This window comes from Burkholderia sp. MS389 (assembly GCF_016899425.1).
Classification (GTDB): Bacteria; Pseudomonadota; Gammaproteobacteria; order Burkholderiales; family Burkholderiaceae; genus Burkholderia; species Burkholderia sola.
Window position 1 is genome coordinate 81,976 of the sequence record NZ_CP045995.1, and the last position, 23,502, is coordinate 105,477.

Sequence of the window (23,502 nt, forward strand, 5' to 3'; positions counted from 1 at the left end):
GAGACGGGCGACGGCACGCATATTGCGAGTCAGCGGGTTCCATCCACATCGACATCAGCGGAGGTGTCATGCAGCGATATTCCATTCGTCACGTATCGCGAGCCGTCTTCGCCGGCATCCTGATCGCGGGCCTGGCGGCAGGCGCGGGTTGCCAGAAGAAGGGCGACAACGGCGCAGCCAGTTCGGATTCGAGCGCAGCGAGCGGCATGTCGGCCGCGCCTTCCACCGCACCGTCGGGCATGCCGAGCAGCGGCGCGGCCGGCACGACCCTGCCGGGCGCGGCTTCCGCCCCGGCCGGCGCGAGCGGCGGCGGTTGACCGGCATTGGGGGGATCGGGCGGGCGGCGCGCCAGCGTGCCGCCGGTTCGCCCACCGAGCGCCGTGTCCGTCGGCGCGTGCGCCGAACGGCGTACGTGCGGAGCGGTGCGCATGAAAGATTTGCAAGGACCGTTGTAGCGAATTCCGGCGCGGCGACGACGGCGTGACGCCGACGTCCGCCGGCCGGGCAAGGAGGTGCGATGCAGAACGCGGAATCGAACCCTACCCCGGAAAAGCAGCGGGAACAGATTGCGAAGAGCCCGGTGAAGACGCCGGCGGCCGGCGACATGCCGGACGCGGCGACCCAGGCCGCCCAGACGGCGCAGCGTCCGCTGACGCCGGAGGCCGTTGCCGGGAAAATGCCGACCGGCCTGCCGGAGATCGACGTCGACGCGCACGCGGTCGACAGCGGCGATCCGGTGCGCCGGGCCGCCGGCCGGATCGTCACGCTCGACAACGCGAACATGGCGATGACCGACAACACGGTCGACGTCGACGGCAAAGGCATGGAGGCGCGCACCGGCGCGTCGGAACTGCAGGACAACGTGATCTATTCGAACGCGTCGCTCGACGAAGCGGTCGATACGCCCGACGAAGGGCTCGGCGGAATCGAGAGCCGGCCGTCCGGCAACATGCCGCAGATCGCGACGCGCCCGGGCTGGCGCGTGCGCCATGTCGGCGACGTCGATGTCGAGCACGGCGACGGGACGCGCGCCGAGCACGTGATCTGCCTCGAACGGACCGACGACCGATAGCGGGCAGCGATATCGACGCTCGATACCGGTATGCGACACACGGCGGCCGATGCAATCGCACCGGCCGCCGTGTGTCGTTTTCGGCCCGTTGCCGCGTGAGTGGCTGCGTTATTGCGGCCCCAGCTCCTGCGCGGACGTATCGGCGTCGTTGCCCTGCGCGACGAGCACGTGAATGTCGTTCGGCGTCACGTCGCCGATGCCGCCGGACGGAATCGTCAGGAGCAGCCAGTCCGCGTTGTTGGCGATGCTGACCGGCGCGGTCTTGAGGATCGGCGACTTGCTGCCGGCCGTCGTGACGATCACCTGGTAGGTGCCGCCGTTCAGGTAGACCGAATCCTGCGTCGAGGCCGGCACGGCATTCTGGTAGGCCGCGCCTGCCAGCGTCGGGCTCTGCGTCGTGATGTCGGTGCCGGGCGGCACGACGTACACGTCCACGTTCTGCGCGTTCGGCGATGCGTTGAAGCCGCGCACGCGCGCCTTGTCCGACAGCAGGCCCTTCGCGTATGGATCGTCGATGACGGAGATCAGCGACGTCGTGCTCGGCAGCGCGATCGTCGTGTAGTGGTGCCCGTTCGCGGCGCTGAACGATTGGGATGCGACGGTCGCGGTCGTGCCCGACACGTCGTAGCTCGCGGTCTGCGTGCCCGAGTCGATGTCGTGATAGCGCGTCACGCCCTTGTATGCGACGCCCGACTGGTCGACCTTCGCGTTCAGGTAGTAGTCGAGGTTCGGGCCGGCCGGCACCGCGTTGATGAAGCGCGCCTGCGGCTTCGAGATGCCGAGTACGGTCCCGGCGTCGTCGCCGCCGCCGCACGCTGTGAGCACGGAAATGACCGAGCACAGGGCCACTATCGTTCGTATTGATTTCATGTCGTCCTCTCGTTCAGGAAACCTGCCTTGCGATGCGGGACCGCCGCGCAAAGGATCGCGCGGGGCGCAGCGCCGGTTGGAAGGAAGATGGCTGTCCGCCGGATGGCGGGCGCGGAGGTGACGCAAGCGGTGTGCCTGTGCGGAGAAAAAGCCGGCGAACGACGGCGGGGTGCCCGACGCGGGGCGTTGGGGGGAGCGGGCTGCGCGATCGACGCGGTTGTAAAAAGCACATCCGCGCGCCACGCGCCGGGGTCAGCCGGCGTGCCGAACGCTCGCGGGAGCGTGCGCGAGAATCCGGCAGGCGGGCGTGCGTCGACCGTCGCGCCGGACGAAATGACCTGTCGGACGAAAATGATGGCCGGCGACGGCTGTAAATCTTGCCAGGTTCGACCATCGTTTAACCATTCGAAACAATGTGTTCACCGAAAGGGGCATGATCTCCGGCGATCGAGCAGGCATACTGTCGCCTATGTTGCTTAATGCACGCCGGCCGGCGTGCGCTTGCCCTCCATGCCCATTCCAGTCTCTTTTCGAACCCTGCGATGGTTGACCATTGCGGCGACTGCATGCTTGCTCGCCGCGTGTTCGACTGCTTCCGACGTGACCGCGACGTCGAACCCGAACGTATTCACCGTGACGACGCGCACGGTCGGCCTGTCGACGACGTGGGCCGACGCCCATCAGAAGGCCGTCAGCGAAGCCACCAACTACTGCTCGCAGCGCGGGATGCGCGCGAGCATGAAGCAGGAATCCCTGACCGCCGGCCGCCGTGTCGACGCGCGCTCGGAACTCGCGTTCGAGTGCCATCCGACCTTCGAGACGGCGTCGAACCCGCGCGGTTGACCGATCGGCGGCATGATCGCGCCGCCCGCGTTTTCCTTCCCCCGCATGCAAACCGACCCGCGATGCCCTACGGGCACATCGCGGGTCGGCGCACGTCCGGCGTCGGCCGGGCGGGTCAGGCCGGCTGCGCCTCGTACAGCTTCACGCACGCGGAGAAGTCGAGCGTGCCGAGCCCCTGCTGGCTCATCGACTGATACAGCTGCTGCGCGAGCGCGCCCATCCAGACCGGCTGATGGGCGCCGCGCGCGGCTTCGGTCGCGAGGCCGAGATCCTTCAGCATCAGGTTCGCCGCGAAGCCGCCCGCATAGCCGCGCGCGGCCGGCGCCGTGTCGCTCACGCCCGGATACGGGTTGTACGCGTCCGAACTCCAGCAGCGGCCCGTCGACGTGTTGATGATGCCGGCCAGCACCGGAGGCTCGATGCCGAGCGCCGCGCCCAGCGCCATCGCTTCCGCGACGCCCATCATCGAGATGCCGAGCAGCAGGTTGTTGCAGATCTTCGCGATCTGCCCGGTGCCGGTGCCGCCGCAGTGCACGACGTTCTTGCCCATGTCGAGCAGCACGGGGCGGATGCGCTCGAACAGCGCGGCGTCCGCGCCGACCATGAAGGTCAGCGTGCCGGCCTGCGCGCCGCCGGTGCCGCCCGACACGGGCGCGTCGGCGAGCGGAAAGTCGCGCTGCGCGGCGACGTCGGCCACCGCGCGCACGGTGCCGGGATCGATCGTGCTGCAGTCGATCAGCGTCGCGCCGGCGCGTGCGCCGGCCAGCACGCCGTCGTCGCCGAGGTAGACGGCGCGCACGTGCTGCGCGGCCGGCAGCATCGTGATGATCAACGAGCCGCGCGCGGCGGCGTCACGCGGCGACGCCGCCGCGGTCGCGCCGGCGCGCACCGCGGCGTCGACCGCATGCGCGTCGAGGTCGAACACCGTCAGCGCGTGGCCGGCCTTGAGCAGGTTGGCGGCCATCGGGCCGCCCATGTTGCCGAGTCCGATGAAGGCGATTTCCATGTGCGGGCTCCGTCGGATCAGCGCAACGCGATCGTCGTGTTCACGCCGCCGGCCGTCGCGTCGTCGTCGAACCAGCGCGCGGTGACCGTCTTCGTCTGCGTGTAGAACTGCACGACCTGCTTGCCGTACGGGCCGAGATCGCCGAGCTTCGAGCCGCGCGAACCGGTGAAGCTGAAGTACGGCACCGGCACCGGAATCGGAATGTTGATGCCGACCTGCCCGACGTCGATCTCGCTCTGGAACTTGCGCGCGGCCGCGCCGCTCTGCGTGAACAGGCCCACGCCGTTGCCCATCGGATTGCGGTTGACGAGCGCGATCGCGTCGTCGAGCGTGTCGGCTTCCATCACGACCACCACCGGCCCGAAGATTTCTTCCGTGTAGATCGACATGTCGGTCGTCACGCCCGAGAAGATCGTCGGGCCGACGAAGTTGCCGTGCTCGTAGCCGGGCACCTTCACGTCGCGGCCGTCGAGCAGCAGCGTCGCGCCTTCCTTCACGCCGGCGTCGATCAGCGACAGGATGCGTTCCTTCGCCGCCTTCGACACGACCGGGCCGACGTCGGTGCCGGCTTCGGCTCCGGCGTTGACCTTCAGCGCCTTCGCCTTTTCGACGAGATCGGGCAGCCAGTCGCGTGCCTTGCCGACCAGCACGACGACGGAGGTCGCCATGCAGCGTTGGCCGGCCGCGCCGAAGCCCGCGCCGACGAGCGCGTTGATCGACTGCTCGCGGTGCGCATCGGGCAGCACGACAGCGTGGTTCTTCGCGCCCATCATCGACTGCACGCGCTTGCCGTGCTGGCTGCCGAGGTTGTACACGTGCGTGCCGACGCGCGTCGAGCCGACGAACGAGATCGCCTTGATGTCCGGGTGCGTGCACAGGCGGTCGACCACCGTCTTGCCGCCGTGCACGACGTTCAGCACGCCTTGCGGCACGCCGGCCTCGATCGCGAGTTCGACGAGCTGCATCGTCGACAGCGGGTCCTGCTCGGACGGCTTCAGCACGAACGTGTTGCCGCAGACGATCGCCATCGGGAACATCCACAGCGGAATCATCCCGGGGAAGTTGAACGGCGTGATGCCCGCGCACACGCCGATCGGCTGGCGCAGCGTGTAGGTGTCGACGCCGCCCGCGACGTTCTCCGCGAATTCGCCTTGTTGCAGCGTGCCGATCGAGCACGCGTGCTCGACCACTTCGAGGCCGCGGAAGATGTCGCCCTGCGCGTCGGGCAGCGTCTTGCCTTGCTCGGCCGTCAGCGTGTGCGCGATCCGTTCGAGATTGCGGCGCACGAGATCCTGGAACTTCAGCATGATGCGCAGCCGCGCGCCGATCGGCGTCGTCTTCCAGGTCTGGAACGCGTGCTGCGCGGACGCGATCGCGGCATCGACCTCGTCGAGCGTCGCGTACGGCACGCGGCCGATCACTTGCTGCGTCGCGGGGTTGACGATGTCGCCCCATTCGGCGCTTTGCGAATCGACGAACGCGCCGTCGATCAGCAGCTTGGCGGTGGGCAGGGCGAGGGTGGTCTGGGGAACTGCGGCGTTCATGGAACTCTCCGGGAAACGGTGGTGCGAAGCAAAAGGGTGGCCTGCGTCCGCCGCGCGTGCGGCCACGGCGGACGGCAGGTCGAACTGAAATCGATGGAATGCGGGTGCGGCGCTACGCGCGCGCCGGCCGCATCAACGCGGTACACACGAGCGCGAACACGCCGAAGCCGACGAGGTACGCGATCACGTAGTGCGGCTGGCCGCCGCCGGCCTTGAGCAGCGACGTCGCGATCATCGGTGCGAAGCCGCCGCCGATCACGCCGGCCAGCTGCACCGACAGCGAGATGCCGCTGTAGCGGATTTCCGCCGGGAATTGCTGCGCGAACAGCAGCGATTCCGGCGCATAGAGGATCGGGAACACGACGCCGAGGCCGAGCACGATCGCCCACCATGCATACGACGTCTGCTGCGTGCCGAGCATCATGAAGAACGGCGCGGCGAACGCGCACATCAGCACGAGGCCGATCGCGAACATCCGGCGCTGGCCGATGCGGTCGCTCAGATGCCCGCACAGCGGCATCGTGACGAGCGACAGCGCCGCGCCGGCCGTGATTGCGTGCAGCATCTCGGCCTTCGGCAGATGCAGCTGCTGCGTCGCGTAAGCGAGCGCGAACGTGACGACCATGTAGAACCAGGTGTTCTCGGCGGCGCGTGCGCCGACGATCGTCAGCACTTCGCGCGGATGGCGGCGCAGCGCGGCCGTCACCGGCGATTTCTCGGCCTTGCCCTGCTTGCGGACCTTCTCGAAGTCGGGCGATTCCGGCACCTTCGCGCGGATGAACCAGCCGAGGCCGACGAGCGCGATGCTCGCGAGGAACGGCACGCGCCAGCCCCACGACAGCATGTCGGCTTCCGGCAGCGCGGCCACCGCGGCCATCGCGACCGACGACAGGATCAGGCCGAGCCCGACACCCGTCTGCGGCAGGCTGCCGAACAGCCCCTTGCGGCCTTTCGGCGCGTGCTCGACGGCCATCAGCACCGCGCCGCCCCATTCGCCGCCCACCGCCATCCCCTGCAGGAAGCGCATCGCGATCAACAGCGCGGCCGCCCAGTAGCCGATGCTGTCGTACGACGGGATCAGCCCGATGATCATGCTCGGCACGCCCATCAGCAGCAGCGTGATCATCAGCATCGACTTGCGGCCGATGCGATCGCCGAAGTGGCCGAACACGATGCCGCCCATCGGCCGCCCGATGAAGCCGACCGCGAACGTGCCGAACGCGGCGAGCGTGCCGACGACCGGGTCCAGCGACGGGAAGAAGATGCGGTTGAACACGAGCGCGGCGGCCGTGCCGTACAGGAAGAAGTCGTACCACTCGATCGTGGTGCCGGCCATGCTGGCCCAGCCGGCCAGCAGGTAATGCTTCGCGGTGCGCTCGGGCGCCGGCGTCGCGATGGTCGCATGCTCATCGAGGGTGGATCGGGTCTGCATGGTGTCTCCGGTTTTATTGCCCGCGGCTCATGGTCCGCAGGTCACGGTCGAGTATAGTTATGCGCAGATTCACGATGTACCGATAAAGAAACCGGTTGGATGTGCATTTATGCATATCGACGGCCGGCCCGGAGACCCCTCCTTTTTCCTCGCCGATGCGACATGCCACCGAGCCGGTTTCCGGCAACCTGAACTGGGACGACCTGCGCTTTTTCCTCGAAGTCGCGCGCACGCAGCGCGCGAGCGGCGCGGCGAAGCGGCTCGGCGTCGACTACACGACCGTCGCGCGGCGCATCCGCGCGCTCGAAGCCGCGATGGGCACGCTGCTGTTCGACAAGTCGCGCTCCGGCGGCTTCACGCTGACGGCCGAAGGGCAGCGGCTCGTCGCGTATGCGGATGCGATGGAGACGACCGTGCAATCCGCGTGCGACCAGGTCGCGAACACGGGGGAGGCGCTGTCGGGTCACGTGCGGATCGGGTCGACCGAAGGGTTCGGCTGTTTTTTCCTCGCGCCGCAGCTCGCGCAGTTTCGCGCCGCGCATCCGCACGTGACGGTTGACCTGCTGCCGGTGCCGCATTTCGTCAACCTGCCGAAGCGCGAGGCCGATCTCGCGATCACGCTCGAGCGGCCCGAGCGCGGGCCCTACGTGGTCACGAAGCTGTGCGACTACCAGTTGCGGCTCTATGCGACGCGCGACTATCTGGGGAATCACGCGCCGATTACCTGCACGGACGATCTCGCGCAGCACGCATTCATCAGCTACGTCGACGATCTCGCGTTCAGCAACGAACTGCTGTACCTGGACCGCGCGGTGCCTGGTGCTACGGCCGGGTTGCGCACGACGAGCGTGATCGCGCAGGTCTTCGCGGCGCTACAGGGCGGCGGCCTCGCGATCCTGCCGTGCTTCATCGCGGCCACGCAGCCGGCGCTGGTGCCCGTGCTGCCGAACGACGTGGTCGTCACGCGGTGCTTCTGGCTGACGTGCCGCGAGGATCTGCGCAAGCTGCGGCGCGTGACCGCGCTGTGGGATTACCTGCGCGCGGCGGCGGACGCGAACTGCGCGCTGCTGTCGGGGGAGTCGGGCACGCTGAGGTTCGTCGGCGAGCCGGCGTAGCGGTCGACGGGCGGGGCGCGACGGCGATGCGATGATCGATCTGGATGACAACACGGCCGGCGGCGATTCGACCGGCTAGCGGGGAGAGGGCAAATGGCTTCGACGCATGCGGGCAAGGTGTTCGTGGTATGCGTGGTGGTATTCGGCGTGACCGCCTACTGGCTCGCGTCGCGCATGGTGCGCCGACAGACGGGCGGCAAGCGCGGCTCCGGCGGCGCGGTCGCGTTCTGGTGGCTCGTGTGTTTTTGCCTCGTGTCGCTGTTGTTCCCGTTCGCGTACTGGATCGGCGACGAGCTTTACGCACTGGCGGTATCGCCGAAATACGAAGCGACCGTCGTGTCCTACCAGTCCGAGTGGGATACCTGCGAGCGCCGCGACAGTTCGGGGCGAACCTCGTCGTACCGGTGCATCAAGTACACGTCGATCCTGGAAGCCGTGATGCCGGATGGCGAACGTATCACGCTACCCGGCAACATTCGCTCGGGCGCCGTGCCCGAAATCGGCGAGAAGATCGATGTCGTGTTGCCGCAAGGGGCGCATCAGTGGCACGAACGCAGCGTGCGGAGTATCGGGTTGCTGGCCGGCGGCACGGTGATGGTCGCGATCGTCGGGTATTTCGTGTACCTGATCGCGGCGTACGGGGCCGGGAAGAAGATCGACGGCGCGGCGCGCTTCGGCGTGGCGGCGGTGCTGAACGGACTCGTGCCGCTTGGGGCGCTGTTGATGGAACTTGCCTTCCTGAGCGTGCCGTACCGTTACTGGGCGCACGGGAATCCGCAGCAATGGCCGGTGTGGGTGCTCGCGCTATGCCTGCTGTTCGCGCTGGCGCTGCTGCCGTTGCTGCTCATCTACGCGCGAACCGCATGGCGGGCGGTGGTGAAGTAGCGGAGGTGCGCCGCCTCGCGATCGCGGCGCGGGGGCGGGCCGCGCCGCCCGGCACACTCAGCCCGGGCAACCCAGCCGATCCGCGAGTTCGTTCAGATCCCTCACGTCGAAATCCCACGCATCGTCGGCTTGCAGGTCGGTCGTCTGGCCGGGCCCGTGCTCGGTCGGCCGCAGCACGAACGCGGTCGACAGCCCGAGCCGGCGCGCGGCCGCCAGATCGCCGTTATGCGCGGCCACCAGGCACAGCTCGGCCGGCGCGAGGCCGAGAATCTCGACCGCTTCGGTATAGACGGCCGGCGACGGCTTGTACGCGCGGGCCACCTCGGCGCCGAGAATCGCGTCCCACGGCAGCCCGCCGTGCTTCGCGACGTCGACCATCAGCCGGATGTTGCCGTTCGACAGCGGCGCGATGATGTAACGGCGCTTCAGCCGGTGCAGCCCGGCGACGGCGTCGGGCCACGGATCGAGCCGGTGCCACGCGAGATTGAGTGCGTCGATGTCGGCATCGGGCACGTCGACGATCCCGAAACGATCGAGCGTACGGACGAGGTTCTCGCGATGCAGCACGTCGAGCCGCACGTAACGGCGGCGTCCGCTGCGGATTTCTTCCATCGACGGCGAATATTCGTCGCGCCACGCATCGGCGAACGCGAACGGGTCGGGCATCGGCGCGTGGCGGTCCAGGAATGCGGCGGCGCCGCGTGCGACACCGCTTCTCCAGTCGACGATCGTTCCGAAGACATCGAAAACGAGCGCCTTGATTTCGGCAGGGTTCGTCATGGTGATCCAGTGAAGGTCGTTCGATGAGGGGCCACATCGCCGTGCCGCCGGATGGCGCGGCGCCGGTTCGATCGACATTGAATCACGGATACGGAAACGCGGCGGGGGAGGCCGCGATGCGGGCCCCCGCCGGAGCCGGAAGCAGGACAAGCGCGCGGTGCCGGCCTGACAGCGCCTGCCGTCGCGCGCGCCCGGCCGGTCAGCAGATCCGGAAGGATTGACGGGCGGCGCGCCCGCGCCAGCCTGCGCCGCAGCAACCTTGGCATCGAATCCGCCGCCGCCTGCAAGCCGCGCGAGAACCGAGCGTAAACCCCCGATGCAAGCAGGCACGCCGATCGTCACGGATTGGTGTTAAATACATTTCGGCGCGCCCTCGCTCGGCGCGCAAACGGGGCGCACCGGGGATCGGCGTAAACCCGGAGCGGAACAGGGCACGAAATATCGATAACGAACCGGGCGCACCAGACCCGGTCGGACAGACGGCAGGATTCACTTGAATACCGAACCGCAAAGTTCTCGCTACAGCCTCGGGCTCGCCGCGGAAGTGCTCGCATCCGAGCAGAGCGTGCTGAGGCTGATCACACGCAACACGCCGCTGCCGGAACTGTTGGTCGAAGTTTGCCGGCGTGCCGAGGCTTTGCTCGGCGACGGCGCGTCGTGCACGATCCTGCTGCTCGATACGGACGGCGTGCACGTGCGCGTCGGCGCGGCGCCGTCGCTGCCCGCGCAGTACAGCGCGGCGATCGACGGCGCGACGATCGGCCCCGCGGCCGGCTCGTGCGGCACCGCGATGTACGAGCGCCGGATGGTCACCGTCGAGGACATCGAAACCGATCCGCTGTGGGCCGACTATCGCGCCATCGCGTTGCCGCTCGGCTTGCGCGCGTGCTGGTCGGTGCCGTTCCTCGACGACGCGGGCGCCGTGCTCGGCGCGTTCGCCGTCTATCATCACCGGCCGTGCCGCCCGAGCGACGAGGAAACGGGGCTGTTGCGCGATATCGGCAACAGCGTCGGCCTCGCGGTGCACCAGGACCGGATCGCACGGCAGCTCGCGCGCAGCGAGGAACATCACCGGCTCGTCGTCAACAGCCTGAGCGAGGGCATCCTCGTCGTGTCGCGCGAGGGCGTCGTGATCGCGAGCAATCCGAGCGCGAACCGGATGATCCGCGCGAAGGGCGAACTCGTCGGCCGTCGGCTGTCCACGGTGATCCTGCGCAAGCTGTACGAGGACGGCACGCCGATCGACCCGCACGACTGGCCGAGCCGGCGCGCGCTCGAGACGGCCACGCCGATGCTCGACTACACGGTCGGCTTCGGTCTCGCGGACGGCGACATCATCTGGGTGCGCGGCAACGCGGTGCCGATCGTGCGGCCGGGCGAGACGCAGGCCGACTCGGTGCTCGTGTCGTTCAACGACATCGGCCCCGTGCGCGAAGCACAGCAGCAGTTGCGCTACATGGCGACCCGCGACGCGCTGACGGGCCTCTACAATCGCCGCTGGCTCGGCGACCGCATGCGCGAGCTGTTCGGCGTGCGCGATGCGGCGGCCGGGTCTGCGCGCGTCGCGATCCTGTTCATCGATCTGGTCGGCTTCAAGAAGGTCAACGACACGGCCGGCCACGACGCGGGCGACGCGCTGCTGCGCAGCGTTGCCGCGCGGCTCGCGGCGTGCGGCGGCGGCCAGTACGCGCTGACGCGCGTCGGCGGCGACGAGTTCGTGATCCTCGTCGACGACTGCGACGATCCCGAGCGTCTCGCGGGGCTCGCGCGCGAGGTCATCGACGCGATCGCGAAGCCGTTCGCGATCGCGAACAACGAATACTGGCTCGGCGTATCGATCGGCATCAGCGTCGCGCCGCGCGACGGCGACGACGCCGTGACGCTGATGCGCAACGCCGATTCGGCGATGTACGACGCGAAGCAGCACGGCCGCAACCATTTCACGTTCTTCACCGCGCAGCTCAACCTGCGGCTGCAGCGCCGCTTCGCGATCGAACAGTCGCTGCGGCGCGCGCTGGCGTCGGACATGCTGCGGCTCGCGTATCAGCCCGTGGTCGACGCGCGCACCGGCCGCACGGTCGGCGCCGAAGCGCTGCTGCGCTGGACGAGCCCCGAGCTCGGACCGATGTCGCCGGCGGAATTCATTCCGGTCGCGGAAGACACGGGGCTGATCGTCGCGATCGGCCAATGGGTGCTCGAAACCGCGTGCCGGCAGGCGGCCGAGTGGCGCCGCACGATCGCGCCGGACCTGATGCTGGCCGTCAACCTGTCGCCGCGGCAGTTTCACGAAGGGCTCGTCGAATCGGTCGCCCGCTGTCTCGCGCAAACGCGGCTCGACCCGTCCGCGCTCGAACTCGAGATCACCGAAGGCGTGCTGATGAACGACACGGACACCGTGCTGCCGATGCTCGAAGCGCTCACGGACATGAACGTGCGGATCTCGGTCGACGATTTCGGCACCGGCTATTCGTCGCTCGCGTACCTGAAGCGCTTTCCGCTGCACAACCTGAAGGTCGACCGTTCGTTCGTGTCGGGCGTGCCCGATCATCACGACTCGGTCGCGATCACGCAGGCGGTCGTCGCGATGGCGCATTCGCTCGGCATGAAGGTCACGGCCGAAGGCGTCGAGACGCAGGCGCAGTCGTGGTTCCTGCAGCAGATCGGCTGCGACATGCAGCAGGGCTATCTGTTCAGCCGCCCGCTGGATGCGCACGACTACGCGCGCCGGCTCGGCGCCGCGTGAGCGCGGCGCGCTCGCCGGACCTGGCGCGTGAGTGCGCTAGCTAGCGCTCGCCGAACCCGCCGGCGCCCGGCGGCGTCGGCGACGGATCGATCTCGACCCGGTTCTTGCCTTCGTGCTTCGCGCGATAGAGCGCGCGGTCGGCCGCCTCGATCAGCACGGTCGTCGGCAGGCCGGGTGCGGGCACGATGCTCGCGCCGCCGATGCTGATCGTCACGATCTGGTTGCCCGTCGACGCATGCGCGTGCCGCACGCGCAACGCCTCGACCGCGAGCCGGATCTTCTCGCCGAGCAGCCGCGCGGCGCCCGGCGACGTGGCCGGCATCACGACCGCGAATTCCTCGCCGCCGAAGCGCGCGGCGAGATCGCCCGACTGCCCGAGGCAGCGCTCGATCGTCGACGCGATCTGCTTGAGCACGCTGTCGCCGGACACGTGCCCGTACGTGTCGTTGTACAGCTTGAAGTTGTCGACGTCGATCATCAGCAGCGACAGCTCGCTGCGCTCGCGCGTGCCGCGCCGCCACTCGGCGGCCAGGTATTCGTCGAGATAGCGCCGGTTCGACAAGCCGGTCAGGCCGTCGGAGTGCGTGAGGCGCCGCAGCTCGAGATTGGCCTCGAGCAGTTGCTGTTGCGACTGCCGCAGCGCGCGATAGGCTTCGTCGCGCTGCAGCAGGTTCATATATGAGCGCGAGTGGTAGCGGATGCGCGCGACGAGCTCGATGCGATCGGGCAGCTTGACCAGATAGTCGTTCGCGCCGCACGCGAACGCGGCGCTCTTGATCACCGGTTCTTCCTGCGTCGACAACACGATGATCGGCACGTCGCGCGTCGCCGGATTCGCGCGGTACGCGCGCACGAGGCTCAGCCCGTCGGTGCCGGGCATCACGAGATCCTGCAGGATCACGGTCGGGCGCGTCTCGATCGCGGCGGCCATCGCGTCGTCCGAGCGCGGGCAGTAGTGGAAGTCGATGCCGTCCTCGTCGACGAGCGCGCGGCGCACGGCTTCCGCGACGATCGTCTGGTCGTCGACCAGCAGCACCATCGCCGGCGCGTCGGCGGGCGACCCGGTCGGGCCGCCCGGCGGGCGAGTCAGGTCAATCGTCATGGTCGATGCGGGTTGTTGCGGTTGTTGCAAGGGCAGGCATGGGCGTTGCGCGCGGTCATCGTCGGGCTCAGATCCGCGCGAGCGCCGCCAACTCGCCCGCGATGCGCCCGAGCGGCAGGATCGCGCGCGCCGCGCCGAGCGTCGCGGCTGCCTTCGGCATTCCGTACACGGCGCTGGTCGCCTCGTCCTGCGCGATCGTATGGTAGCCCTTCATTCGCAGCGCCTTCAGGCCGATCGCGCCGTCGCGCCCCATCCCGGTGAGCAGTACGCCGATCACGCGGCCGGGCCAGTGCTCGGTCAGGCTGTTGAAGAATACGTCGACCGACGGACGATACGGCGTGGCGGCGGGTTCCCGCGTGTATTCGAGCGTGCCGGCGCGCGTGATGCGCAGGTGATCGTCGGTCGCGGCGAGCAGCGCGACGCCCGGCTGCGGGCGGTCGCCTTCGTGCGCGACGCGCACGGCGAGCCGGGTCTGACCGTCGAGCCATTGCGCCATGCCTTCGGCGAACGCGCGATCGACGTGCTGCACGATCACGATCGGCGCATTGAAATCGGCCGGCAGGCTGCCGAGGATCGACGCGAGCGCGCCGGGGCCGCCGGCCGATGCGCCGATCGCGACCAGCGGGCCGGCGCCGCCGCGCGCGGCCGCGCCCGTGACGCGCGTGCCGCCCGGCGCGTCGAGCAGACGGCCGATCTGGTCGATCTTCGCGAGCAGCAGTTTCGTCGTGTCGCCGGCCGCGCCGTCGCCGAGCCGCGGCGTATCGACCGCGTCGAGCGCACCGGCGCCCATCGCCTCGAACACGCGCCACGCGTTCGCGCCGATGCAGCTCGTCACGATCAGGATCGCGCACGGTCGTTCGGAGCGCATGATCCGCCGCGTCGCTTCGATCCCGTCGAATTTCGGCATGATCAGATCCATCAGCACGATGTCGGGCGGCTGCGCGGCGCACAGTTCGACGGCCTGCGCGCCGTCGGTCGCGACCCACAGCACGCGGTGCTCGGGCCGTCGCGCGATCGCGCGGCGCATCGCCTCGACGGCAAGCGGGAGGTCGTTGACGATGCCGATGTTCACAAGCGGAATTCTCCGGTCGGTTCGTAGTGTTGTTGGAGGTGGGCCGGGTTCATGGAAGGTGCAGCCGGTTCGGCGCGTCCGGGCGGCATCGGCGGCCGGACGGCGCGGCATTCTTTTGGGTTGACGACGCCCGAATGCTGTCATGCGGCGCGGGCGGCGGCAATCGAAAAATTTGCGCATGGTGCCGTTTCAGTGCGTTTCCTCTATGGCGATGCCGCATTGCCTGCAAGCGGGCCAGTCGATCCCGTCCGGACACGCCGCAAAAGTCCGCATGTTACCGTGCCGGCATCGACAAAAAGAAAGGAGAGAACCGGATGACCGTGCCCGATACCGTCCTCGTCAGCCGCGACCCGCATGCGCCGATCGTGATCGAGCAGGACGGCCGTTTGCTGTACCGAATCCACATCGAGAGCGGACACGCGTCGTTCTACCGCGATTTTCCGGTCGAACCCGATGCGGTGCACGTGCTGCGCGACGACGCCGAACGCTATTACTTCCTGTTCGCGGCGCTTCACCATCCGTACCAGTTGAGCGAGACGAACCTCTGCGACGCGGAGCGCGAGCGGTATTTCAGCACGATCCTGTTCGCCGGCCGCGACGCGGTCGAAGCCTTCATGACGGAACGCGATCGTGCCAGCAACGGCGCGGTGGCGAATTTGCTGGGGATCTTCACGCAGGCCGATTACCGACAACTGCGCGACGGCCGGTGGTTCGGCGTGGGCGCGGGCACGCCGGCTGCATAGCGGCCCGTACCGCGGCATCGGGCCGCGCAGCGGCCCCGCCGCCGCGCCGTCAATGGCTGCGCGCGTAGCCCTGGATCAGCGCGCGCATCATCCCTTCGACCGTCGCGTCGAGCAGGTCGCTTTCCTGCTCGGCTTCCTCGACGAGCGCGGCATAGGCGGTCGCGAGCGTCACGCGGTCGACTTCATGGCGTTGCTCCATCAGCGTCACCATCCCGTCCTTCGCCAGATGGGCGGAGAACGCGCGGCTGCCGATGGTCTGGAATACGTCAATCATGGCGGCTCTCCCGTACGTTGCCGATGCTTTTCAGTTTAGTCGGCGTCCCGGGCCCGCGCCACGCGTGCGGGCCGGCCCGCCCGATTCGTCCGATGAAATGTGACCGACACACGGCGCGGGCACGGTGTCCGTCGGCTTCAACGTTTACCCGAACCGGCGAATTATCGACTTTTTATCGATAAAGTCTCGTGTTAGATTTCGCCGTCCGAGCCCGATGCAAACCGGGCCGGCCGCGCGCGGACGACGTGCCGCGCGTCCAGACACAAGGAGGGGAAATGCTGGTGCTGATTGGCGTGCCGATCGTCGTGATCGGCTTCGCGCTGCGCTTCAATGCGCTGCTGGTGGTCACGATCGCGGGGCTCGCGACGGGGCTGGCGGGCGGGCTGAATTTCGTCGACATCGTCAGCGCGTTCGGCAAGGCGTTCACCGAGAACCGCTACATGGGGCTGATCTGGCTCACGCTGCCGGTGATCGCGCTGCTCGAGCGCAACGGGCTCAAGGAGCAGGCGAAGCGGATGATCTCGCGGGTCCAGGCGGCCACCACGGGCCGCGTGCTGATGCTGTACTTCGTGCTGCGCCAGGCGACCGCCGCGCTCGGCCTCACGTCGCTCGGCGGCCACGCGCAGATGGTGCGGCCGCTGATCGCGCCGATGGCCGAGGCCGCCGCGGTCGGCCGGCACGGCGAACTGCCCGAGTCGGTGCGCCAGCAGATCCGCGCGCATGCGTCGGGCGCGGACAACGTCGCCGTGTTCTTCGGCGAGGACATCTTCATCGCGATCCAGTCGATCCTGCTGATCAAGGGCTTTCTCGAACAAAACGGCATCGCCATCGAGCCGCTGCACCTGTCGGTGTGGGCGATCCCGACCGCGATCGCCGCGCTGCTGATTCACTGCACGCGCCTCGCGCTGCTCGACCGCCGGCTCGCGCGCGGCTTCGGCCTGGTGAAGCAGGAGGGCGCGCGATGATCGGCCTCGAATCGCTGTACACGCTCGCCGGGCTGATGTTCGCCGCGTTCGCGTACTTCAACCTGACGGACCGCACGAACCCGCGGCGCGTCGTCAATTTCGCGTTCTGGGCCATCTACGCGGTCACGTTCCTGTTCGGCGCGCTGCTGCCGCATTTCGTCACAGGGTGCCTGGCGATCGCGCTCGCGCTGATCGCCGGCTCCGGCAAGCTCGGCCGCGGCCAGTCGGACGAGGCAGGCGTTGCGGCGGCCGTGCGGCGCGAGACGCTCGCGCAGCGCTTCGGCAACCGGCTGTTCCTGCCCGCGCTGCTGATTCCGCTCGTCACGCTGATCGGCACGTTCGCGCTGAAGCTCGTGCCGTTCGTCGAGCCGAAGAGCGTGACGCTGATCTCGCTCGTGCTCGGTACGATCGTCGCGTTCGTCGTCGCGCTCGCGATGCTGCGCGATTCGCCCGTGCATGCGCTGAAGGAAGCGCGCCACACGATGGACGCGGTCGGCTGGGCCGCGATCCTGCCGCAGATGCTCGCGGCGCTCGGCGCGCTGTTCGCGGTCGCGGGCGTCGGCGGCGTGGTGTCGGGGCTCGTGAAGGAGTGGGTGCCGATCGATTCGCCGTTCGCGGTGGTCGCGGCCTACACGGTGGGCATGGCGCTGTTCACGATGATCATGGGCAACGGCTTCGCCGCGTTCCCGGTGATGACGGCCGGCATCGGCCTGCCGCTGATCGTCCATCAGTTCCACGGCAATCCGGCGATCATGGGCGCGATCGGGATGCTGAGCGGCTTCTGCGGTACGCTGATGACGCCGATGGCCGCGAACTTCAACATCGTGCCCGCGGCGCTGCTCGAACTGAAGGACAAGAACGGCGTGATCAAGGCGCAGTGGCCGACGGCCGTGCTGCTGCTGGCCGTGAACACGCTGCTGATGTACGCGTTCGTATTCCGCTTCTGATTCGATGGACGAGATCCTCATGACCGACCGACTGACCCCCGAACTCGCGTCGAAATTCGCGTCGCTCGCGCTCGCACACCTGACCCGCGAATATCCGAACAAGCTCACGCATGCGCTCGAAGGTCCGCACGACGTGCAGGGGCCGCGCGCGCTGCACCCGATCTTCTACGGCAGCTACGACTGGCACTCGTGCGTGCACGGCTACTGGCTCGTGCTGCGCGTGCTCGAACGCTACCCGGCATTGCCGGAGGCCGAGCGCATCGTCGCGATCGTCGACGCGCACTTTACCGACGCGAACGTTGCCGGCGAACGCGCGTATCTCGCGCTGCCGCACAACAGCGGCTTCGAGCGGCCGTACGGCTGGGCATGGCTGCTCGCGCTCGTCGCGCAGCTCGAGCGGCTCGCGCTGAAGGGCGTGTTGCCGCAGGCCGCGCGCTGGGCGAAGACGATGGCGCCGCTGGCCGACCTGTTCGTGTCGCGCTTCGAGACTTTCCTGCCGAAGGCGACCTATCCGCTGCGCGTCGGCACGCACTTCAACACCGCGTTCGCGCTGGCGCTCACGCTCGATTTCGCGCGCGATACGCAGCGCGACGGGCTCGCCGCGCTGATCGTCGATACCGCGAAGCGCTGGCACCTGAACGACGTCGCATGCCAGGCGTGGGAGCCGTCGGGCGACGAATTCCTGTCGCCCGCGCTGATGGAAGCCGAACTGATGCGGCGCGTGCTGCCGGCCGCCGAATTCGACGGCTGGTTCGCGCGCTTCCTGCCCGACCTCGCGCGCGGCGAGCCGGCGACGCTGTTCGAGCCGGCGACGGTCAGCGACCGCAGCGACGGCAAGATCGCGCACCTCGACGGGCTGAACCTGAGCCGTGCGTGGTGCCAGCGTTCGCTGGCCGGCGCGCTGCCGGAAGGCGATGCGCGGCGCGCGAAGCTGCTCGATGCGGCCGACCGGCATCTCGCGAGCGCGCTCGCGCACGTGGCGGGCGACTACATGGGCGAGCACTGGCTCGCGACGTTCGCGCTGCTCGCGCTGGACGCGTAGCGCGCGAAACCCCGCCAGCGGCAAGGTCTTCGGCGCGCGGCTATACTCGCCGCTCGGGCCGCTTCGCGCTGCATGCGTGGCGCGAAGCGCGCCATCCGCCAGTTCGCCGTCTCGCCATGGACAAGCTTATTTCCTACGTCGCCGCGATCCACGGGCTCGCCGGGTCCGTGTCGGTCGTGTCGCACGCGACATCGCATGATCGCTGGACCGACGACGACGTCGAGGTCACCCGCGACGAAACCGAATACCGGTTCGATAACGGCGCGATCGTGCGCCGCTCGGTCGAGCAGGACCGTGCGCCGTCCGACCTGCTGTGCGCCGAATGCTGGATCGACTACGACGTGCTGCGCCATCCCGATGCGCAGCCGATCAACCCGTCGCGGTTGACGTTCGACAACGCGTGCCGCGAAACCTTCTGGCTGCGGTACCACCTCGCGTGAACGTGCGCGCCATGCATGAGTGCTTGAGGCTGCATCAGGCCGGCGGCCGACGAAGCGCGTGCCGGGGATGTCGGCGCCGCCGGTCTCGTCGAACACGCGAGTTTGCTGGTGTTATTCGAGCAAGATTGTCAACAGAGAGCGATGAATAAAAAGGCTTGCCGCCTGATGTATGCCCGGTTCCGGCGAATGGTAGTGGCCCTCGAGGAAGCGGCAAGTACCTTGGCCGCACGCGCTTGCCGATTGCCGCTGCTTCGCAGGCGGCGAGCTATCCATTGACCAGTGCGCATGTGGTCCAGGTGCACAACGGATTGCCGCAAGTAAATACCACGAAACCATCGGATGCCGGGGAGGGCAGTCAATAGCTCTATTGTGTTATCCCGCTTTGCAATGCAGATTGATATAAAAAGCGGAGCACACGGGACGACCTCGATAACTCTCGATTTAGGTTCAGGAAAACGCGCGACATTGACTCGCGCCACAGGTTCTATCGATGCAAGCCGATCGATGAGGCAACGCAGCGCCGTTTCGGAATTGATGCTGCACTGGTCGAAATATGCGGGCCTCACTGCCAACGCGTTGGCGTACATGCGGCAACTGGGTCTGGATGTGCTTCAGGGCACGCCGCTTGACGCGCTCAAATCCGCCCGGCTGCTGGCGTTTCCATGACGCCTGACGCGACGCGCATACCTCGGTCCGCCTCCGCCCTGGCACAGGCGCGAGCGTGCGGGCAGTTCCCGCTGCAGCGCGCCGCCGAGCGGTAAATAGGCAACCGATGGAAGGGTTTTTGTACTAATTCAGTCAATCTTTCATGGAAGGCGACCGCCTTTGCGTCGCATGCAACACCGCTTTCCATGACGAGGGCCGACGCGGCGGCGGCGACTCGCTACACTGCCGTACCGGTTGGACGGGCCCCGGCATCAGGCCCGCGAGCAAGGAGACAAAAGAGGATGGACACCCCACGCGCAGCGGTCGTCACGTACCGCGGGAAGGCGATCGAGAACACGCACATCGCCCATGTGGCGGTCGTCGATGCACGCGGCCGGCTGCTGGCCCGGTTCGGCGATCCGTTCCGGATGACGCTCGCGCGGTCGGCGGCCAAGCCGGCCCAGGCGCTGTCGGTGATCGAGACGGGCGCGCCGGAGCGCTTCGGCTTCGACGACGCGGACATCGCGCTGATGTGCGCGTCGCACAGCAGCGAGGATCGTCACATCGAACGCACGCGCGCGATGCTCGCGAAGGTCGCCGCGCACGAATCGGATCTGCGCTGCGGCGGCCATCCGCCGTTGTCCGACGCGGTGTACCGGGCGTGGATCAAGCGCGACTACACGCCGACCGGCGTATGCAGCAACTGTTCGGGCAAGCACGTCGGGATGCTGGCCGGCGCGCAGGCGATCGGCGCCGCGATCGCCGATTACCATCTGCCCGACCATCCGATGCAGGTGCGCGTGAAGCAGGTGGTGGCCGATGCATGCGGGCTGCGCGACGACGAGGTCGACTGGGGCATCGACGGCTGCAACCTGCCGACCCCGGCGTTCTCGCTGGATCGGCTGGCGCGCCTGTACGCGTCGCTGGCCGACGGCGCGGACGCGGTGGAAGCGGGCGGCGCGCTCACGGACCGCATTCGCGCACTGGCGCGCATTCACCGTGCGATGACCGCTCATCCGGAGCTGGTGGCCGGCGAAGGGCGCTATTGCACGGTGCTGATGAACGCGTTCGGCGGGCAGGTGGTCGGCAAGCTCGGCGCGGATGCGTGCTACGGAATCGGCGTGCGCGCGTCGGAACGCACGCGGCAACTCGGCGCGGACGGCGCGCTCGGCATCTCGGTGAAGATCGAGGACGGCAATCTCGACGTGCTCTATATGGTCGTCAGCGAAATCCTCGAGCGGTTGCAGATCGGTACGGCCGAGCAGCGTGCGCAATTGTCCGCGTTCCACCGGCCGCGGATGCTCAACACGCAGGGCGTCGAGTTCGGGCACGCGACGTTCCCGTTCGAATTGCAGGCGGCCTGAACGCGGTCGCCGCGCCGATGCCGTCGGCCCGCAATCCGGGCCGTACCGCGGCGCGCGCTACGCGCGTGCGTCGCGAATCTTCGCCAGTTCCCGCTCCGACAGCTCGCCGATCTGCGCGAGGTGTTCCGCGAGAAAATCCTTCAGCACGCGCAGCTTCGCCGAGCTGCGTCGGTTCGCCAGATACGCGATGTAGATGAATTCGCCGGTCAGCCGGTTCTGCAGCCGGTAGCGCGGCAGCACGGCTTCGAGCTGGCCGCTCGCGAGCAGGTCGCGCACCAGCCAGATCTCGAATTCCGCGATGCCGAGCCCCGCGCAGGTCGCCTCCAGCAACAGCTCCGAATGGTCGGTGACGAGATTGCCGGCCGGCAGCACGCTGTGCCGCGTGTCGCCGCGCACGAGCTCCCAGCGCGGATCGCCTTCCGGGTGCACGTAGCGCAGGCAGTTGTGATGCTTCAGGTCGTCCGGCGTCGCCGGGCGTCCGCAGCGGTCGAGGTAGCCGGGCGTCGCGCACAGGATGCTGTCGTTGCGCGACAGCCGGTGGACGACCAGGTTGTCCAGGTAGTTCTCGCCTTCGTGGATGTCGAGATCGAAGCCGCCGGCCACGAGGTCGTTGTGGTTGTCGGTGAGCCGCACGTCGAGCTGGATCGTCGGGTAGCGCGCGAGAAACGGCGCGATCAGCGGCGCGAGATGGCGGCGGCCGAACGCGACCGGCGCGGTGAGCTTCAGCGGGCCGCTCGGCTGCGCATTCAGCTCGGCGACGACACGCAGCGTGTCGTCGAGATCGGCGATCAGTGTGACCGCGCGCTCCAGATAGATATGGCCGGCCTCGGTGAGCGTCACGCTGTGCGTCGAACGGTGCAGCAGCGCGACGCCGAGCGCCTCCTCGATCGCGGTCACCTTGCGCGCGACCGTCGACGTCGACACGTGCATCTCCTTCGCGACCGCCGAAAAACTCCCCGTTTCGACCACCCGCACGAACGTGCGCATCGCGCCCAGGTGATCGATGCCGGTTTCTCTCGCGCCTTTTTTCATTCGATTCTCGCTGTTGCGTCCCACGCAAAACCGCTTTCGATAATACAGAAGGGAGCTTGTTTTTGCAAAGGCATAGAATGCGAACCCGTCGCGTCGGCAAGCGGCGGCCGGCGAGCGGCACGAGACATTTCAGGAGGGCACGATGGCAGAACACGGCTTCCGCGTCGAAGCGGATCTTTTAGGGAAACGAAGCATTCCGGATACCGCCTATTACGGCGTCCACACGCTGCGCGCGAAAGAGAATTTCGACATTTCGGGCCGCACCATCGCGTCGCTGCCGTACCTCGTGATGGCGCTCGCGTCCGTGAAGGAAGCGGCGGCCGACGCCAATTGCGAACTCGGGCTGCTGCCGCGGCCGTTCCGCGATGCGATCGCCGCCGCGTGCGTCGAGATCCGCGAAGGGCGGCTGCACGACCAGTTCGTCGTGGACGTCATCCAGGGCGGCGCCGGCACGTCGACCAACATGAACGCGAACGAGGTGATCTGCAACCGCGCGCTCGAAATCATGGGCCACGCGCGCGGGCAGTACGAATACCTGCACCCGAACGAGCACGTCAATCTCGCGCAGAGCACCAACGACGTCTATCCGACCGCGATCCGGATCGCGACGTGCTTCGCGGTCGAACATCTGCTGGAGGCGATGGCGCGGCTGCGCGATGCATTCGCGGAGCGGGCCGACGCGTTCGCCGGCTTGCTGAAGCTCGGCCGCACGCAGTTGCAGGACGCGGTGCCGATGACGCTCGGCCAGGAATTCTCGACCTACGCGGTGATGCTGACGGAAGACATCGCGCGGCTGCAGGAAGCCGGCTGGCTGATTCGCGAGATCAACCTCGGCGCGACCGCGATCGGCACGGGCATCACCGCGCATCCGCAATACGCGGAGAAGGCGCTGGCCGCGCTGCGCCGCATCACCGGGCTCGACCTGAGCACCGCGCCGAACCTGATCGAGGCGACGCAGGATTGCGGCGCGTTCGTCCAGGTGTCGGGCGTGCTCAAGCGGATCGCCGTCAAGCTGTCGAAGATCTGCAACGACCTGCGGCTGCTGTCGAGCGGACCGCGCGCAGGCTTCGGCGAAATCAACCTGCCGCCCGTGCAGGCCGGCTCGTCGATCATGCCCGGCAAGGTCAATCCGGTGATTCCGGAAGTCGTGAACCAGGTCGCGTTCGAGGTGTTCGGCAACGACGTGACCATCACCTTCGCGGCCGAGGCCGGCCAGCTTCAGCTCAACGCGTTCGAACCGGTGATCGCGAGCGCGCTGTTCCGCAGCTTCAGCCACCTGACGGCCGCGTGCACGACGCTCGCACAGCGATGCGTGAGCGGCATCACCGCGAATCCGGAACGGCTGCGCGAAACGATGGAGCGCTCGGTCGCGCTCGCGACCGCGCTGAATCCGTATATCGGCTACAAGCGCGCGACCGCCGTCGCCGCCGAAGCGCATGCGACCGGCAAGTCGATCCGCGAGGTCGTGCTGGCGCGCGAACTGATGACCGAGGCGCAACTCGACGAAGCGCTGCAGCCCGAAGCGCTGATCCGGCCGCGCGCGTTCTGACGCGAGCCGGTTCGCGGTCGTACCGAAAGCGCCTCCG

The 23,502-nt window shown here is 68.1% G+C and carries 23 protein-coding genes; 13 read left to right on the forward strand and 10 right to left on the reverse strand.

Annotated elements, in window-relative coordinates:
• Nucleotides 1–88: 88 nt before the first annotated feature.
• Entirely contained in the window at nucleotides 89–430 is a 342-nt protein-coding gene (locus GJG85_RS16945) for a hypothetical protein (protein WP_239468967.1), read from the reverse strand.
• An 87-nt stretch (nucleotides 431–517) separates the two neighbouring features.
• Here GJG85_RS16945 and GJG85_RS16950 point away from each other — a divergent pair, with 87 nt between their 5' ends.
• Nucleotides 518–1,072: a DUF3005 domain-containing protein gene (locus GJG85_RS16950; protein ID WP_050013744.1), complete on the forward strand. Its 555-nt coding sequence runs from the start codon at nucleotides 518–520 to the stop codon at nucleotides 1,070–1,072.
• Between the two features lie 108 nt (nucleotides 1,073–1,180).
• On the opposite strand, the gene GJG85_RS16955 is transcribed toward GJG85_RS16950, so the two are convergent.
• Nucleotides 1,181–1,942 carry a DUF4397 domain-containing protein gene (locus GJG85_RS16955; RefSeq protein WP_050013745.1) on the reverse strand — a complete coding sequence of 254 codons (762 nt, stop codon included), beginning with the start codon at nucleotides 1,940–1,942 and terminating at the stop codon, nucleotides 1,181–1,183.
• Nucleotides 1,943–2,452: 510 nt separating this feature from the next.
• On the opposite strand from GJG85_RS16955, the gene GJG85_RS16960 reads away from it, so the two are divergent.
• Entirely contained in the window at nucleotides 2,453–2,785 is a 333-nt protein-coding gene (locus GJG85_RS16960) for a hypothetical protein (protein ID WP_204384206.1), read from the forward strand.
• A 115-nt stretch (nucleotides 2,786–2,900) separates the two neighbouring features.
• Here GJG85_RS16960 and mmsB read toward each other — a convergent pair whose 3' ends face one another.
• From mmsB to GJG85_RS16975, 3 genes are all read right to left on the reverse strand, one after another.
• On the reverse strand, nucleotides 2,901–3,791 hold the full coding sequence (gene mmsB / locus GJG85_RS16965) for a 3-hydroxyisobutyrate dehydrogenase (RefSeq protein WP_204384207.1): 891 nt from the start codon (nucleotides 3,789–3,791) through the stop codon (nucleotides 2,901–2,903).
• Between the two features lie 17 nt (nucleotides 3,792–3,808).
• Nucleotides 3,809–5,335: a CoA-acylating methylmalonate-semialdehyde dehydrogenase gene (locus GJG85_RS16970; protein WP_204384208.1), complete on the reverse strand. Its 1,527-nt coding sequence runs from the start codon at nucleotides 5,333–5,335 to the stop codon at nucleotides 3,809–3,811.
• Between the two features lie 112 nt (nucleotides 5,336–5,447).
• Nucleotides 5,448–6,767, reverse strand: coding sequence for an MFS transporter (locus GJG85_RS16975; protein ID WP_089489248.1), 1,320 nt, complete (start codon nucleotides 6,765–6,767; stop codon nucleotides 5,448–5,450).
• A gap of 155 nt (nucleotides 6,768–6,922) precedes the next feature.
• On the opposite strand from GJG85_RS16975, the gene GJG85_RS16980 reads away from it, so the two are divergent.
• Complete coding sequence (locus GJG85_RS16980) at nucleotides 6,923–7,882, forward strand: LysR family transcriptional regulator (RefSeq protein ID WP_089489249.1); 960 nt, start codon at nucleotides 6,923–6,925, stop codon at nucleotides 7,880–7,882.
• Between the two features lie 93 nt (nucleotides 7,883–7,975).
• Nucleotides 7,976–8,767 carry a uracil permease gene (locus GJG85_RS16985; protein ID WP_124630462.1) on the forward strand — a complete coding sequence of 264 codons (792 nt, stop codon included), beginning with the start codon at nucleotides 7,976–7,978 and terminating at the stop codon, nucleotides 8,765–8,767.
• A 57-nt stretch (nucleotides 8,768–8,824) separates the two neighbouring features.
• Here GJG85_RS16985 and GJG85_RS16990 read toward each other — a convergent pair whose 3' ends face one another.
• Nucleotides 8,825–9,547 (reverse strand): haloacid dehalogenase type II, encoded by a 723-nt coding sequence (locus GJG85_RS16990; RefSeq protein WP_204384209.1) that lies wholly within the window; start codon nucleotides 9,545–9,547, stop codon nucleotides 8,825–8,827.
• Between the two features lie 493 nt (nucleotides 9,548–10,040).
• On the opposite strand from GJG85_RS16990, the gene GJG85_RS16995 reads away from it, so the two are divergent.
• Nucleotides 10,041–12,290 carry an EAL domain-containing protein gene (locus tag GJG85_RS16995; protein ID WP_204384210.1) on the forward strand — a complete coding sequence of 750 codons (2,250 nt, stop codon included), beginning with the start codon at nucleotides 10,041–10,043 and terminating at the stop codon, nucleotides 12,288–12,290.
• Nucleotides 12,291–12,330: 40 nt separating this feature from the next.
• Here GJG85_RS16995 and GJG85_RS17000 read toward each other — a convergent pair whose 3' ends face one another.
• Nucleotides 12,331–13,392: a diguanylate cyclase gene (locus tag GJG85_RS17000; RefSeq protein WP_204384212.1), complete on the reverse strand. Its 1,062-nt coding sequence runs from the start codon at nucleotides 13,390–13,392 to the stop codon at nucleotides 12,331–12,333.
• A 67-nt stretch (nucleotides 13,393–13,459) separates the two neighbouring features.
• Complete coding sequence (locus GJG85_RS17005) at nucleotides 13,460–14,464, reverse strand: chemotaxis response regulator protein-glutamate methylesterase (RefSeq protein WP_175974972.1); 1,005 nt, start codon at nucleotides 14,462–14,464, stop codon at nucleotides 13,460–13,462.
• A 314-nt stretch (nucleotides 14,465–14,778) separates the two neighbouring features.
• Between GJG85_RS17005 and GJG85_RS17010 the strand changes: the two genes are divergently transcribed.
• Entirely contained in the window at nucleotides 14,779–15,207 is a 429-nt protein-coding gene (locus GJG85_RS17010) for a hypothetical protein (protein WP_124630459.1), read from the forward strand.
• 49 nt (nucleotides 15,208–15,256) lie between these two features.
• Here GJG85_RS17010 and GJG85_RS17015 read toward each other — a convergent pair whose 3' ends face one another.
• The gene (locus tag GJG85_RS17015; protein WP_034179850.1) at nucleotides 15,257–15,481 is read right to left on the reverse strand and encodes a hypothetical protein; all 225 of its coding nucleotides are present in this window, start codon (nucleotides 15,479–15,481) and stop codon (nucleotides 15,257–15,259) included.
• 275 nt (nucleotides 15,482–15,756) lie between these two features.
• Here GJG85_RS17015 and GJG85_RS17020 point away from each other — a divergent pair, with 275 nt between their 5' ends.
• The 6 genes from GJG85_RS17020 (at nucleotide 15,757) to GJG85_RS17045 (ending at nucleotide 20,884) form a co-directional block, all read left to right on the forward strand.
• The gene (locus tag GJG85_RS17020) at nucleotides 15,757–16,446 is read left to right on the forward strand and encodes a DUF969 domain-containing protein (RefSeq protein WP_124638563.1); all 690 of its coding nucleotides are present in this window, start codon (nucleotides 15,757–15,759) and stop codon (nucleotides 16,444–16,446) included.
• Nucleotides 16,443–17,393, forward strand: a complete 951-nt coding sequence (locus tag GJG85_RS17025; RefSeq protein ID WP_204384214.1) for a DUF979 domain-containing protein — start codon at nucleotides 16,443–16,445, stop codon at nucleotides 17,391–17,393. The genes GJG85_RS17020 and GJG85_RS17025 overlap by 4 nt, the downstream gene beginning before the upstream one ends.
• A gap of 19 nt (nucleotides 17,394–17,412) precedes the next feature.
• Entirely contained in the window at nucleotides 17,413–18,435 is a 1,023-nt protein-coding gene (locus GJG85_RS17030) for a DUF2891 domain-containing protein (protein ID WP_050013760.1), read from the forward strand.
• A gap of 116 nt (nucleotides 18,436–18,551) precedes the next feature.
• Nucleotides 18,552–18,875, forward strand: a complete 324-nt coding sequence (locus tag GJG85_RS17035; protein WP_050013761.1) for a hypothetical protein — start codon at nucleotides 18,552–18,554, stop codon at nucleotides 18,873–18,875.
• Between the two features lie 387 nt (nucleotides 18,876–19,262).
• Complete coding sequence (locus tag GJG85_RS17040; protein ID WP_235356213.1) at nucleotides 19,263–19,541, forward strand: hypothetical protein; 279 nt, start codon at nucleotides 19,263–19,265, stop codon at nucleotides 19,539–19,541.
• Nucleotides 19,542–19,822: 281 nt separating this feature from the next.
• Entirely contained in the window at nucleotides 19,823–20,884 is a 1,062-nt protein-coding gene (locus tag GJG85_RS17045) for an asparaginase (RefSeq protein ID WP_050013762.1), read from the forward strand.
• Nucleotides 20,885–20,941: 57 nt separating this feature from the next.
• Here the strand turns inward: GJG85_RS17045 and GJG85_RS17050 are convergent, their stop codons facing one another.
• Nucleotides 20,942–21,916, reverse strand: a complete 975-nt coding sequence (locus tag GJG85_RS17050) for a LysR family transcriptional regulator (RefSeq protein WP_204384216.1) — start codon at nucleotides 21,914–21,916, stop codon at nucleotides 20,942–20,944.
• Between the two features lie 142 nt (nucleotides 21,917–22,058).
• On the opposite strand from GJG85_RS17050, the gene aspA reads away from it, so the two are divergent.
• Entirely contained in the window at nucleotides 22,059–23,465 is a 1,407-nt protein-coding gene (gene aspA, locus GJG85_RS17055) for an aspartate ammonia-lyase (RefSeq protein WP_050013764.1), read from the forward strand.
• The last annotated feature ends 37 nt before the right edge of the window (nucleotides 23,466–23,502 follow it).

Coding starts and splice junctions, on each gene's coding strand:
- GJG85_RS16945 (WP_239468967.1), bottom strand. CDS start 430: ATGCGCACCGCTCCGCACGTACGCCGTTCGGCGCACGCGCCGACGGAC.
- GJG85_RS16950 (WP_050013744.1), top strand. CDS start 518: ATGCAGAACGCGGAATCGAACCCTACCCCGGAAAAGCAGCGGGAACAG.
- GJG85_RS16955 (WP_050013745.1), bottom strand. CDS start 1,942: ATGAAATCAATACGAACGATAGTGGCCCTGTGCTCGGTCATTTCCGTG.
- GJG85_RS16960 (WP_204384206.1), top strand. CDS start 2,453: ATGCCCATTCCAGTCTCTTTTCGAACCCTGCGATGGTTGACCATTGCG.
- mmsB (WP_204384207.1), bottom strand. CDS start 3,791: ATGGAAATCGCCTTCATCGGACTCGGCAACATGGGCGGCCCGATGGCC.
- GJG85_RS16970 (WP_204384208.1), bottom strand. CDS start 5,335: ATGAACGCCGCAGTTCCCCAGACCACCCTCGCCCTGCCCACCGCCAAG.
- GJG85_RS16975 (WP_089489248.1), bottom strand. CDS start 6,767: ATGCAGACCCGATCCACCCTCGATGAGCATGCGACCATCGCGACGCCG.
- GJG85_RS16980 (WP_089489249.1), top strand. CDS start 6,923: ATGCGACATGCCACCGAGCCGGTTTCCGGCAACCTGAACTGGGACGAC.
- GJG85_RS16985 (WP_124630462.1), top strand. CDS start 7,976: ATGGCTTCGACGCATGCGGGCAAGGTGTTCGTGGTATGCGTGGTGGTA.
- GJG85_RS16990 (WP_204384209.1), bottom strand. CDS start 9,547: ATGACGAACCCTGCCGAAATCAAGGCGCTCGTTTTCGATGTCTTCGGA.
- GJG85_RS17000 (WP_204384212.1), bottom strand. CDS start 13,392: ATGACGATTGACCTGACTCGCCCGCCGGGCGGCCCGACCGGGTCGCCC.
- GJG85_RS17010 (WP_124630459.1), top strand. CDS start 14,779: ATGACCGTGCCCGATACCGTCCTCGTCAGCCGCGACCCGCATGCGCCG.
- GJG85_RS17015 (WP_034179850.1), bottom strand. CDS start 15,481: ATGATTGACGTATTCCAGACCATCGGCAGCCGCGCGTTCTCCGCCCAT.
- GJG85_RS17020 (WP_124638563.1), top strand. CDS start 15,757: ATGCTGGTGCTGATTGGCGTGCCGATCGTCGTGATCGGCTTCGCGCTG.
- GJG85_RS17025 (WP_204384214.1), top strand. CDS start 16,443: ATGATCGGCCTCGAATCGCTGTACACGCTCGCCGGGCTGATGTTCGCC.
- GJG85_RS17030 (WP_050013760.1), top strand. CDS start 17,413: ATGACCGACCGACTGACCCCCGAACTCGCGTCGAAATTCGCGTCGCTC.
- GJG85_RS17035 (WP_050013761.1), top strand. CDS start 18,552: ATGGACAAGCTTATTTCCTACGTCGCCGCGATCCACGGGCTCGCCGGG.
- GJG85_RS17040 (WP_235356213.1), top strand. CDS start 19,263: ATGCAGATTGATATAAAAAGCGGAGCACACGGGACGACCTCGATAACT.
- GJG85_RS17045 (WP_050013762.1), top strand. CDS start 19,823: ATGGACACCCCACGCGCAGCGGTCGTCACGTACCGCGGGAAGGCGATC.
- GJG85_RS17050 (WP_204384216.1), bottom strand. CDS start 21,916: ATGAAAAAAGGCGCGAGAGAAACCGGCATCGATCACCTGGGCGCGATG.
- aspA (WP_050013764.1), top strand. CDS start 22,059: ATGGCAGAACACGGCTTCCGCGTCGAAGCGGATCTTTTAGGGAAACGA.